This window comes from Kaistia sp. SLG-1, from assembly GCF_059699055.1.
Map to the genome: position 1 here is coordinate 3,442,303 of NZ_AP048544.1, position 13,415 is coordinate 3,455,717.

Annotated in this window: 7 protein-coding genes; all 7 read right to left on the bottom strand. The window is 63.7% G+C overall.

Going from position 1 to position 13,415, the window contains the following annotated elements:
- Positions 1-278: 278 nt before the first annotated feature.
- Positions 279-713 carry a cupin domain-containing protein gene (locus tag AC6HZP_RS15750; protein ID WP_497523613.1) on the bottom strand — a complete coding sequence of 145 codons (435 nt, stop codon included), beginning with the start codon at positions 711-713 and terminating at the stop codon, positions 279-281.
- A 164-nt stretch (positions 714-877) separates the two neighbouring features.
- Positions 878-2,212 carry an esterase-like activity of phytase family protein gene (locus AC6HZP_RS15755; protein ID WP_497523614.1) on the bottom strand — a complete coding sequence of 445 codons (1,335 nt, stop codon included), beginning with the start codon at positions 2,210-2,212 and terminating at the stop codon, positions 878-880.
- 162 nt (positions 2,213-2,374) lie between these two features.
- Complete coding sequence (locus AC6HZP_RS15760; RefSeq protein ID WP_201400071.1) at positions 2,375-3,658, bottom strand: alpha/beta hydrolase; 1,284 nt, start codon at positions 3,656-3,658, stop codon at positions 2,375-2,377.
- A gap of 176 nt (positions 3,659-3,834) precedes the next feature.
- Positions 3,835-8,070: a DNA-directed RNA polymerase subunit beta' gene (gene rpoC / locus AC6HZP_RS15765; RefSeq protein WP_201400072.1), complete on the bottom strand. Its 4,236-nt coding sequence runs from the start codon at positions 8,068-8,070 to the stop codon at positions 3,835-3,837.
- 97 nt (positions 8,071-8,167) lie between these two features.
- Entirely contained in the window at positions 8,168-12,304 is a 4,137-nt protein-coding gene (gene rpoB, locus AC6HZP_RS15770; protein WP_497523615.1) for a DNA-directed RNA polymerase subunit beta, read from the bottom strand.
- 141 nt (positions 12,305-12,445) lie between these two features.
- The gene (rplL, locus tag AC6HZP_RS15775) at positions 12,446-12,817 is read right to left on the bottom strand and encodes a 50S ribosomal protein L7/L12 (RefSeq protein WP_201400074.1); all 372 of its coding nucleotides are present in this window, start codon (positions 12,815-12,817) and stop codon (positions 12,446-12,448) included.
- A gap of 45 nt (positions 12,818-12,862) precedes the next feature.
- Positions 12,863-13,381, bottom strand: coding sequence for a 50S ribosomal protein L10 (gene rplJ / locus AC6HZP_RS15780; RefSeq protein ID WP_201400075.1), 519 nt, complete (start codon positions 13,379-13,381; stop codon positions 12,863-12,865).
- Between the last annotated feature and the right edge of the window lie 34 nt (positions 13,382-13,415).

A 13,415-nucleotide genomic window follows, 5' to 3' on the forward strand; every position in this document is an offset into this window, starting at 1 on the left:
CGTCTGTTTCGATCCCGACAGTGTCTAAACCTGAACTCCGCAACGCGTCGTCGCTGGAAAATTTGGGCTTACCACCTGCCTGAAAGCTTGCGGAACCTACTTATTTGGACCGTTCCAGTCAACCCCTGTGTGGGGTTCTTTTCGACAGCCCGTCCGCCGCAACGTTTGCGCATCGCACCCGCGATCTCGGCAATTTATGCCAACGGAAACACCCCGTCACGCACTTTTGTTGCGAACACCGAGCCGTGCCCACGCCCGCAGCTGACTCAGCGTCCGATTCATTTCGGCGCTGCCGTCCGGGTCGAGAACGCGATTCCTTTCTGACCGGTTACGATCATCAGGATTCGAACGGTTTCTTCACCGACGACTCGGCCGTTGTGGCGATGATCGACCATTTCGGCGAACGAATCCCCCGCCTTGAAGAATCGCTTGGGCCCGCCTTCGCTCTCCACCTCGATCGTGCCGGCGAGGATATAGGCATAGGCCGGGACCGGATGGGTGTGCCACCCCGTCTCGCCGCCTGGCGGAATTTCGACGATCAGCGTCTGCACCTCGGGATCCGCGACATCGGGATAGCGGATCGGATCGCCACTGGTCGTCGTGGTGGTCTGCAGGATGCGCTTCACCTTCACCGAAGGCTTGTAGCTCTCTTCGGCATGCGCGGCCGCGCCGGACAGCGCGAGGCTTGCCGCGACCAGTATCAGAAGTTTCATGATGGCCCCTCCCCGGGCGCGCTTCCGCGAAGCGCAATGTTCAGCCGCGCGGCGTTCCGGCCGCCGGGCTTCCCCAGCGGTATTGCTAGAGCGTTCGGCACAAAAGGAAAAGGGCCGCCCGGAGGCGACCCTTCCCTATGGTGAACGCCGGAACGTCGGGAGCGCTACTGCGCCTTCAGGAAGTCGCCGACCTCGAGCACGATGAACTCGTTGTTGTCGGCCTTGCCCTTCTCACGGCCGACCGAGAACGGGAAGTTGTTGTCGTCGGCGACGATGATGTGGGTCTCGTCGATGCGATCGACATTCTCGATCGTCTCGAACGGGAAGGTGAAGATGCCGTCCTTCGAGCCGGCGCGGGCGACGCCGTTCGGGTCCTTGATCCCCATCAGGTCAATATAGCCGATCTTGCGGACGACGCCGTCGGCATCGGTCTTGGAGAGATCGATAAGGTAGACGCGCTTGAACTTCGCCGGCTCGGTGGCCCAGCCATCGCGCGGGTCACCCTCGCCGCCGTCGCGCTCGATCACCAGGGCGCGGGTGGCATCGATCATGTTGAAGTCGCCGATGGCGTTGCCGAAATCCTCGAGTGGATAGTAGCGGACCTTGTCGGCGAAGCCCTTCGTGGCGATGTCGAAATCGAAGATCGGCAGGACGGACTTGCCGCCCTTCTCCAGGTACTTGCCGGCCGCCGCGTCCCAGGGCGCGCCTTCGAGCATCGGATGCAGCGTCTTGCCGTCGGCGGAGAGGGCCATGCCCTCAAAACCCTTGGAGCGACGGACGTTGAATTCCGGCATCGGCTTGTCGGGGCCGCCCGGCATCTGGACGGCGTAGTTGTCGGGGCTGCGATAGGCGACACCGTTGACGACCGTCTCCTTGAGGCTCAGCACCGTGCCGTCGGCCGCGACCTCGAGCAGGTACGGGCCGAACTCGTCGCCGATCCAGAAATTGTCGCCGACCTTCTGGATGCTCTCGGGATCGAAGTCCGCGCCGGTCAGATAGCGGGCGTCGGTATTCTCGTTGACGATCCGGAACGGCACGACGCGGTTCGGATCCTTGGCGAAGATCGTCTTCAGGACGGCAACGCGGCCCGTCTCCCAGTCCGGCTTGACGATGTGGAACATGATCATCGCGTCGCCGGAATTGGCCTTGGAGCCGAAGCCGTTATCGGTCAGCACGACATAGGTGCCGTCGCCGAGCGCGCGGATGCCGGAGAAGCCCTGCACGGCCTGGCCCGCGAAGGGACGGGCGAGGCCGGTCGTCTCGTCGACGATCGAATAGAGGCGGTCGAAGCGACGACCGAAATCGGCGCCGGTGCCCGTGAAGCGGCCGGTCATATTGAGGGAGGCCGGCGCGTCGGCCGGGGGAACGGCGAAGCTCTGCGCCGGCAGGATCGCGTGCTGGCTCAGCACGGCGTCGAACTGGCGGGGCTCGGCGGCGGCAGCACCCGCCGCCATGGCGACGAGCGACAGACCGGCGAGAAGGGCATGGCGAAGCGACATGGACGAATCTCCGTTCAAAGGAATGGAGATCTCCTAGGCCCCGCACGTCACAGGCGAGCGACGCGGGGATGTCACAACCATGACAGGCCACCGAACAGTCCGGCGGCGGGTCCATCTCGCCCGCGCGTCCGGCGCGAGCGAGGCCGCATTCAGATAGGCGCCTCAGTAAGAGACGCTGCCCTCGGGCTTCAGCAGGTCGCCCGTCGAGGCGGCGTTGTCGGTCAGCGATTTGCCGAACGCCTTGATCTGGTCGTCATAGGTATCGCGGGTCCTCGGATCGATGACCGCAACCGGCGCGGAAACGATCAGGCCGGCGGCCGTGCCGACACTCGCCGCCGCGCCCGTGGTGACCGCCACCAGCTTGTCGCCGAGCGCGATATGGGAATCGGTCATCGGCTGGCCGGACGCCAGACGCGTCCCGATCAGCTGCACGACTTCGGGGCTCGCCGCGAACTTCGCGTGGTTGAGCTTGTCGTCGGTGTGGAGCTTGGTCAGGTCGATGACGTTGATGTTGTCGGCCGCCATCTCAGACGCATAGGGCTCCTGCGCCACGTCGATCTGGCCGAGGCGCTCGACATTGCCCCAGACGCGGCGGGAAACCTGCAGGGCGCGGTCGTCGCGCGAGACGAACAGGGTGAAGCTCGGCCCCTTCGGCCCGATATCCACCATCTGGCGGCGGAACACGTCGACGTCGACATCCGGCGCCGCCAGCATGACGTTCTTGATCTTGGGCGAGACGCGCTTGTCGCGAATGGCCATCTGGCGCAGCGCCTCGAGCGCGACCCAATTGCCCATCGAGTGCGCCAGGATCGACACCTCGTCGACATTCGGGTCGTCGGCGAGCGCCTTCAGCAGCAGTTCGAGCGCATCGCGGGAATAGTTGTTGCTCTCGCGATCATAGCCATAGGAGAGGACGCTGCCGCGCGACGGCCAGGTGAAGAGGATCGGCACCACCTTGGCATCCGAGTCGTGCACGATCTGCGCGAAGCGATAGACGGCGTCCTCGAACCGGTTGTTGAAGCCGTGGATGAAGACGAGCGCCTGGCGGCGGGGCGACTGCTTGATCTGGCGATTGAACCAGACCTTGGCCTGCGCGAGGTCCATGTCCTGCGCCTTGACTGTCACGAAATCCGTCGCGGGATTGCCCGGCAGCTTCTTCGGCCACTGCACGTCGCCCTGCTTGCGCACGGCGTCCGGCGGGACCGAGACGACGATGTTGGCGAAATCGATGGCGCGGCCGCGCTCGCCGGTGAACATCTGGCCCGGCACGGTGGAGCGCTGGCGGGTGGTGGCGACGGCCATGTCGACCGTGGTCGCGCCGGGCACCGGCGTTCCGATCTCCACCGGCAAAAGCACGTCCTTCGGACGGCCGGCGCAGCCCGCCAGCAGACCGATGACGACAAGGCTGGTGACAGACGTCCTGATCAGAACCGAGACGTTACGCAAGTCGAACTACCCCCGAAAAGCACGACGCACTACCTCGAGAGGCAGCCGGACCGGAGAACACCCTACCCCATCCACATGACAAGATGGACTCATTATGGCCAACGGGCGGCAGCCCGGCCCGTGGCACGAAAAAGGCCGCCCGAAGGCGGCCTTTTCCCAGTCCTGTGGCAGGCCGATTACTCGGCCGCGTTGGTCAGATCGCCGAGCAGGCCGGCCGGCGCTGCGGCCGGAGCCGACGCCGCCGAGGAACGACGACGCTCCTCGAGGATCAGGTCGTCGCGCTTGGTCGCGATCTCGCGGATGCGGCCCATCGTGCCGCCCGTACCCGCCGGGATCAGACGACCGACGATGATGTTCTCCTTGAGACCATCGAGCGGATCGATCTTGCCGTTGACGGCCGCCTCGGTGAGGACGCGGGTCGTCTCCTGGAAGGACGCGGCCGAGAAGAACGAACGCGTCTGCAGGCTGGCCTTGGTGATACCGAGCAGCACAGGGTTTCCGGCTGCGGGCTTCTTGCCCTCGGCCTTCGCCTTGTCGTTGATCAGGTCGAACTCGAGACGATCGACCTGCTCGCCGTTGAAGAACTCGGTCTCGCCGGCATCGAAGATCTCGACCTTCTGCAGCATCTGGCGAACGATCACCTCGATGTGCTTGTCGTTGATCTGCACGCCCTGCAGTCGGTAGACGTCCTGGATTTCGTTGACGAGGTAGGCCGCGAGTGCCTCCACGCCCTTGATCGCCAGGATGTCATGCGGCGCCGGGTTGCCGTCCATGATGTAGTCGCCCTTCTCCACGGCGTCGCCTTCCTGGAGATGGAACGGCTTGCCCTTCGGGATCAGGTACTCGATCGGCTCCAGCGGCTCGCCATCGATGCCGACCGAACCCTCGGCCGGCTCGACGATGACGCGACGCTTGTTCTTGTAGTCGCGGCCGAAGCGGATCGTGCCGTCCATCTCGGCGATGATGGCGTGATCCTTCGGACGACGGGCCTCGAACAGCTCCGCCACGCGCGGCAGACCGCCCGTGATGTCGCGCGTCTTGGCGCCTTCCGTCGGAATACGCGCCAGCACGTCACCGGCGTGGACCGTCGCGCCCGGATCGACCGAGAGAATGGTCTCCACCGAGAGCATGTAGCGGGCTTCGCCACCGCGGGGCAGCTTCAGGATCTTGCCGTCCTTGCCCTTGATGACGATCGCCGGCTTCAGGTCGCCGCCGCGCGGATTGGCACGCCAGTCGATGACGACGCGCTTGGTGATGCCGGTCGACTCGTCCGCCGTCTCGACGACGGAGATGCCTTCCACCATGTCCTCGTAGCCGATGGTGCCCGAGACTTCCGTCAGAACCGGACGGGTGTAGGGGTCCCATTCGGCCAGACGCTGGCCGCGCTTGACGTGATCGCCCTCGTCCACATGGACGCGCGAACCGTAGGTGACGCGGTTGACCGCGCGCTCGGTGCCGTCCTTGTCGACGATCACGATCGCCATGTTGCGGCCGAGAGCCACCAGCTTGCCGGCCGAGTCGCGCACCACGTTGCGGTTGCGCATCACGACCGTGCCTTCGAAGCTCGACTCGATGAACGACGAGTCGACCACCTGGGCCGTGCCACCGATGTGGAACGTACGCATGGTGAGCTGCGTGCCGGGCTCGCCGATCGACTGAGCCGCGATGACGCCGACGGCCTCGCCCATGTTCACGGTCGTGCCGCGGGCCAGGTCGCGGCCATAGCAGGCCGCGCAGACGCCGATCTTGGTGTCGCAGGTCAGCACCGAGCGGATCTTGACCGCCTGGACGCCAGCCTTCTCGACCTTGTCGACATCCCGCTCCTCGATGAGCTTGCCGGCCGGAACCAGCACTTCGCCCGTCGCACCCGACACCACGTCCTCGGCAGCCGTACGGCCGAGAATGCGCAGGCCGAGCGAAGCGACCACCTGGCCGCTGTCGATCACCGCCTGCATGCGCAGACCGTTGGTCGTGCCGCAATCCTGCTCGATGATGATGCAGTCCTGCGCCACGTCGACGAGACGACGCGTCAGATAACCGGAGTTCGCGGTCTTCAGGGCGGTGTCTGCGAGGCCCTTACGGGCACCGTGGGTCGAGTTGAAGTACTCGAGAACGGTCAGGCCTTCCTTGAAGTTCGAGATAACCGGGTTCTCGATGATCTCGCCGGACGGACGGGTCATCAGACCGCGCATGCCCGCCAGCTGCTTCATCTGGGTCGGCGAACCACGGGCGCCCGAGTGGCTCATCATGTAGACCGAGTTCATCGGCTTCTGACGACCGGTTTCCTCGTCGCGATGAACGGCCGAAATGCCCTTCATCATCTCCTCGGCGACGCGGTCACCGCACTTCGCCCAGGCGTCGACGACCTTGTTGTACTTCTCACCGAAGGTGATCAGGCCGTCATTGTACTGCTGCTCGTAATCCTTCACGAGCGCCTGGGTATCCTCGACCAGCTTGGCCTTGGTCGGCGGGATGACCATGTCGTCCTTGCCGAAGGAGATACCCGCACGGCAGGCTTCGCGGAAGCCGAGCGCCATGATGCGATCGCAGAAGATGACCGTCTCCTTCTGACCGCAATGGCGGTAGACGGCGTCGATCGTGTTCGAGACTTCCTTCTTCGTCATCAGCTTGTTGACGACGTCGAAGGGCAGGTTGTGGTGCTTCGGCAGCAGTTCGCCGATCAGCAGACGACCCGGGGTCGTGTCGTAGATCTTCGACGTGACGTTGCCGTCGGCGTCGACGCCGCGGTAGCGACCCTTGATCTTCGTGTGCAGCGTGATCGCCTTGGCGCTCAGCGCGTGCTCGATCTCGGCGATCGAGCCGAACATCATGCCCTCGCCCGGCTCCTTGTCTGCCATGATCGACAGATAATAGAGGCCAAGGACGATGTCCTGCGACGGAACGATGATCGGCTGGCCGTTGGCCGGGTGCAGGATGTTGTTGGTCGACATCATCAGCACGCGGGCTTCCAGCTGCGCTTCGAGCGACAGCGGGACGTGCACGGCCATCTGGTCACCGTCGAAGTCGGCGTTGAAGGCCGAGCAGACGAGCGGATGCAGCTGGATCGCCTTGCCTTCGATCAGCACGGGCTCGAAAGCCTGGATGCCGAGGCGGTGCAGCGTCGGAGCGCGGTTCAGAAGGATCGGGTGCTCGCGGATGACCTCGTCCAGGATATCCCAGACTTCCGGCTTCTCCTTCTCGACCAGCTTCTTCGCCTGCTTGACGGTGGACGAGAAGCCCTTGGCGTCGAGGCGCGAATAGATGAACGGCTTGAACAGCTCGAGCGCCATCTTCTTCGGCAGACCGCACTGGTGCAGCTTCATCTCCGGACCGACCACGATCACGGAACGACCGGAATAGTCGACGCGCTTGCCGAGCAGGTTCTGACGGAACCGGCCCTGCTTGCCCTTCAGCATGTCCGAGAGCGACTTCAGCGGGCGCTTGTTGGCGCCCGTGATGACGCGGCCGCGACGGCCGTTGTCGAACAGCGCATCGACCGCTTCCTGAAGCATGCGCTTCTCGTTGCGGATGATGATATCCGGCGCGCGCAGCTCGATCAGCCGCTTCAGACGATTGTTGCGGTTGATGACGCGGCGATACAGGTCGTTCAGGTCGGAGGTCGCGAAGCGGCCGCCATCGAGCGGAACGAGCGGACGCAGATCCGGCGGGATCACCGGGATCACCGTCATGATCATCCACTCGGGACGGTTGCCCGACTCGATGAAGGCTTCGACGAGCTTCAGGCGCTTGCCGAGCTTCTTCGGCTTCAGCTCCGACGTCGACGTGGCGATTTCCTCGCGCAGGTCGACGGCGAGCTTCGGCAGGTCGAGCGCCATCATCATCTCGCGGATGGCTTCGGCACCGATCAGCGCTGTGAACGAGTCATCGCCGTATTCGTCCTGGGCGCGCAGATACTCTTCCTCGGTGAGGAGCTGACGCTCCTTCAGCGGGGTGAGGCCGGGCTCGATGACGACGTAGTTCTCGAAGTACAGGATGCGCTCGAGATCCTTGAGCGTCATGTCCATCAGCATGCCGATGCGGGACGGCAGCGACTTCAGGAACCAGATATGGGCAACCGGCGCCGCGAGCTCGATGTGGCCCATGCGGTCACGCCGAACGCGTGCGAGCGTGACTTCCACGCCGCACTTCTCGCAGATGATGCCCTTGTACTTCATGCGCTTGTACTTGCCGCACAAGCACTCGTAATCCTTGATCGGCCCGAAGATGCGCGCGCAGAACAGGCCGTCGCGCTCGGGCTTGAAGGTGCGGTAGTTGATCGTTTCCGGCTTCTTGATCTCACCGTACGACCAGGACAGAATCTTCTCAGGGCTCGCAATATGGATGCGGATCTGATCGAAATTCTGTGCCGGCTGCGCCAGCGGATTGAAGATGTTCGCGACTTCTTGATTCATCGCCGATCTCCTTCGATGCCGGTGGCCGGTGGAGGACTACGCCTCTTGCCGGACCACCGCATGTAAACTGAATGGGCCTCGTGGAAACCGCGGCGGACTATTCCGCCGCGTCCGGAAGCCGCGCGTTCGCCTCCGCGTCCAAGGACTGCTTGGACTGGTTGAGCTCGACGTCGAGCCCGAGCGACCGCATTTCCTTGACCAGCACGTTGAACGATTCCGGAATACCGGCCTCGAACGTGTCGTCGCCACGGACGATCGCCTCGTAGACCTTGGTACGGCCGGCCACGTCGTCCGACTTCACGGTCAGCATTTCCTGCAGCGTGTAGGCGGCGCCATAGGCTTCGAGAGCCCACACCTCCATCTCGCCGAAGCGCTGGCCGCCGAACTGCGCCTTGCCACCCAGCGGCTGCTGCGTGACGAGCGAGTACGGGCCGATCGAACGGGCGTGGATCTTGTCGTCGACCAGGTGGTGCAGCTTGAGCATGTAGATGTAGCCCACTGTCACCTTGCGGTCGAACGCCTCACCCGTGCGTCCGTCATAGAGCACCGACTGACCGGAGGCATGCAGACCCGCCTCCTCCAGCATCTCGACGATGTCCGGCTCGCGCGCACCGTCGAAGACCGGCGTCGCAATCGAGACGCCCTTCTTCAGATGCTCGCTCATCCGGACGACCGAGGCGTCGTCCAGCTCCGAGATCGGCTCGTCCTTCGGACCGTTGTAGATGCCGTCGAGGGTCAGACGGAGCGGCTTGACGTCGCCCGACTTCTTGTAGTCCTCGAGCATCTTGCCGATCTTCAGGCCCATGCCGGCGCAAGCCCAGCCCAGATGCGTCTCCAGGATCTGGCCGACGTTCATGCGGCTCGGCACGCCGAGCGGATTGAGCACGATGTCGACATGCGTGCCGTCCTCGAGGAACGGCATGTCCTGGATCGGCGTGATCCGCGACACGACACCCTTGTTGCCGTGACGGCCGGCCATCTTGTCGCCCGGCTGGATCTTGCGCTTCACCGCGACGAAGACCTTGACCATCTTCATCACGCCCGGAGGCAGCTCGTCGCCGCGCTGCAGCTTCTCGACCTTATCGATAAAGCGCTTCTCCAGCCGCTTGCGGCTCTCGTCGTAGGATCCGCGAAGGGCCTCGATCTCGCCCATCAGCTTTTCGTCGGCGAAGGCGAACTGCCACCACTGCGACCGCGGATACTCCTCGATGACATCGCGCGTCAGCACGGTGTCCTTCTTGAAGTTCTTCGGGCCGCTGGAAGCGGTCTTGCCCTCGAACATGTCGATCAGGCGGCCATAGACGTTGCGGTCCAGAATGGCCTGCTCGTCGTCACGGTCCTTGGCGAGACGCTCGATCTCCTCGCGCTCGATCGCCATCGCGCGCTCGTCCTTCTCCACGCCATGGCGGTTGAAGACGCGCACTTCCACGATGGTGCCGGTCACGCCCGGCGGAACGCGGAGCGAGGTGTCACGGACGTCGGAAGCCTTCTCGCCGAAGATGGCGCGCAGAAGCTTCTCTTCCGGCGTCATCGGGCTTTCACCCTTCGGCGTGATCTTGCCGACGAGGATGTCGCCGGCCTGGACGTCGGCGCCGATGTAGACGATGCCGGCTTCGTCGAGGTTCTTCAGCGCTTCTTCCGAAACGTTCGGAATGTCGCGCGTGATTTCTTCCGGACCGAGCTTGGTGTCGCGCGCCATGACCTCGAACTCCTCGATATGGATCGAGGTGAAGACGTCATCGGACACGATGCGCTCGGACAGGAGGATCGAATCCTCGAAGTTATAGCCGTTCCACGGCATGAACGCGACGAGCACGTTCCGGCCCAGCGCCAGATCACCGAGATCCGTCGACGGGCCGTCCGCCAGGATATCGCCCTTGCCGACGCGATCGCCCACGCGGACAAGCGGCCGCTGGTTGATGCAGGTCGACTGGTTCGAACGCTGGAACTTCATCAGACGGTAGATATCGACACCCGACTTCGAAGGATCAAGGTCCTCAGTCGCACGAATGACGATACGCGTCGCGTCCACCTGGTCGACGACACCGCCGCGGCGGGCCGCGATGGCAGCGCCCGAGTCACGGGCAACGACCGATTCCATGCCGGTTCCGACGAACGGCGCCTCGGCGCGAACGAGCGGCACCGCCTGGCGCTGCATGTTCGAGCCCATGAGGGCGCGGTTGGCGTCGTCGTTCTCGAGGAACGGGATCAGAGCCGCGGCGACCGAAACGAGCTGCTTCGGCGACACGTCCATGAAGTCGACGCGGTCGGAGGTGACCATGACGTTCTCGCCGGAATGGCGGCAGACGATGAGGTCTTCCGTCAGCTTGCCGGCCGGATCGAGCGCCACGTTCGCCTGGGCGACGTAGTACTTCGACTCTTCCATGGCCGACAGATAGATGATCTCGCTCGTCGCGACACCGTCCTTGACGCGCCGGTACGGGCTCTCGATGAAGCCGTACTTGTTGACGCGGGCGAACGTCGCGAGCGAGTTGATCAGGCCGATGTTCGGGCCTTCCGGCGTCTCGATCGGGCAGATACGGCCATAGTGCGTCGGATGCACGTCGCGGACTTCGAAGCCGGCGCGCTCGCGGGTCAGACCACCCGGGCCAAGCGCCGAAAGACGACGCTTGTGGGTGATTTCCGAAAGCGGATTGGTCTGGTCCATGAACTGCGACAGCTGCGAGGAACCGAAGAACTCGCGCACGGCGGCAGCCGCCGGCTTCGCGTTGATCAGGTCCTGCGGCATGACGTTGCCGATCTCGACCGACGACATGCGCTCCTTGATGGCGCGCTCCATGCGCAGCAGACCGACGCGATACTGATTTTCCATCAGCTCGCCCACCGAACGCACGCGGCGATTGCCGAGATTGTCGATGTCGTCGATCTCGCCCTGGCCGTCACGCAGCTCGACGAGCGTCTTGATGACCGCGAGGATGTCCTCCTTGCGGAGCACGCGCACGGTGTCCTCGGCCGTCAGGTCGAGGCGCATGTTCATCTTGACGCGGCCGACGGCCGACAGGTCGTAGCGCTCGCTGTCGAAGAACAGCGACTGGAACATCGCCGTCGCGGTATCGACGGTCGGCGGCTCGCCCGGGCGCATCACGCGGTAGATGTCGAACAGCGCGTCTTCACGCGACTCGTTCTTGTCCACGGCGAGCGTGTTGCGGATGTAGGCGCCGATGTTGATGTGGTCGATGTCGAGAACGGTGACTTCGTCGAAGCCGGCGTCATCCAGGACCTGGAGCAGCTTCTCGCTGATCTCGTCGCCGGCCTCGGCGTAGACTTCGCCCGTCGACGGATTGACGATGTCCTCGGCGATGTAGGTGCCGTGCAGGTCCTCGTCGAGAACCTTCAGCGCCTTGACGCCCTTCTCGGCAATCGCGCGGGCGGCGCGAGCCGTCAGCTTCTTGCCGGCCTCGATGACGACTTCGCCCGTGTCGGCGTCGATCAGGTCGGTCGCAGCCTTCAGACCCTTCATGCGGGCCGGATCATAAGGCATGCGCCAGCCGTCGCCGACCTTGGAGTAGACGATCTTCGAATAGAAGGTGTCGAGGATCTCTTCGCCGTCCATGCCGAGCGCGAACATCAGCGACGTCACCGGAATCTTGCGGCGACGGTCGATGCGCGCATGCACGATGTCCTTGGCGTCGAACTCGATGTCGAGCCAGGACCCGCGATACGGGATGATGCGGGCGGCGAACAGGAGCTTGCCCGACGAATGGGTCTTGCCCTTGTCGTGATCGAAGAAGACGCCCGGCGAACGGTGCATCTGCGAGACGATCACGCGCTCGGTGCCGTTGACGATGAAGGTGCCGTTGGACGTCATCAGGGGCATTTCGCCCATGTAGACTTCCTGCTCCTTGATGTCCTTGACGGACTTCGCGCCGGTGTCCTCGTCGACATCGAACACGATCAGGCGGAGCGTCACCTTGAGCGGCGCCGAGAAGGTAATGCCGCGCTGGCGGCACTCGTCGACGTCATACTTCGGCGGATCGAAGTCATAACGGACGAACTCGAGCAGCGACGTGTTCGAGAAATCGGAGATCGGGAATACGGATTTGAAGACGGCCTGCAAACCTTCGTCCGGACGCCCGCCCTTCGTTTCCTCAACCATGAGGAATTGGTCGTAGGACGCCTTCTGAACCTCGATGAGGTTCGGCATCTCGGCCACGTCGCCGATGGACCCGAAGACTTTGCGGATGCGCTTACGACCGGTGAATTCCAGGGCCATGTTCGCTCCTTCTTTACGTTCAAGAACAGCTATCCGGAAAGCCGTATAGCCGCGCTTGGGCGCGGCTCTCTGGATAGCGGTCCTTATGGACCACGATGGAAACCGGCCCCGGCAATCCGGGGCCGGCCGAATTCAGTCGACTTACTTGACGTCGACCTTGGCGCCTGCGCCCTCGAGCTGAGCCTTGAGCTTGGCAGCTTCGTCCTTCGAGACGGCTTCCTTGACAGCCTTCGGAGCAGCTTCGACCAGGTCCTTGGCTTCCTTGAGGCCAAGAGCCGTGATCGCGCGGACTTCCTTGATCACGTTGATCTTGTTCGCGCCGGCGTCGACGAGGATGACGTCGAATTCGGTCTTCTCTTCAACAGCGGCAGCCGGAGCTGCGGCAGCTGCTGCAACAGCGACCGGAGCCGCAGCCGAGACGCCCCACTTCTCTTCGAGAAGCTTGGACAGCTCAGCAGCCTCGAGCACGGTCAGGGCGGACAGGTCGTCCACGAGCTTAGCGAGATCAGCCATTTTATCTTCCTATCAGGTTCGAACTTCAGTTGATGAGAGAACGGCCTACGCCGCTTCATCCTTCTTGGCATAGGCGCCGAACACGCGGGCAAGCTGCGCCGCGGGTGCGCTGACGACCGTCGCGATCTTGGTAGCCGGGGCCTGAATGAGGCCGACCAGCTTGCCGCGGAGTTCGTCGAGCGACGGCAGCGTGGCAAGAGCCTTGACGCCGTTCGGATCCAGATTGGTCTTGCCCATCGCGCCGCCGAGAATGACGAGCTTGTCATTCGTCTTGGCGAAATCGGACACAACCTTGGGCGCTGCCACCGGATCGTCGGAATAGGCGACGATCGTCGGACCCGTGAACAGGTCCGCAATGTGGGCAGAGTCCGTGCCTTGAAGGGCGAGCTTGACGAGGCGGTTCTTTGCGACCTTTACGCTGACCCCTGCCACGCGAGCCTTGCCACGAAGGGCGGTGAGCTCGGCGACGGTGAGGCCGGCATAGTGTGCCACGACGACGACATTGGTCTCCTGGAAGACCTCGTTCATCGTCGAGACAAGTTCGCGTTTTTCCGCTCTTTCCACTTGCCTCTCTCCAGTTGGCGGTCGACGTTTCGGT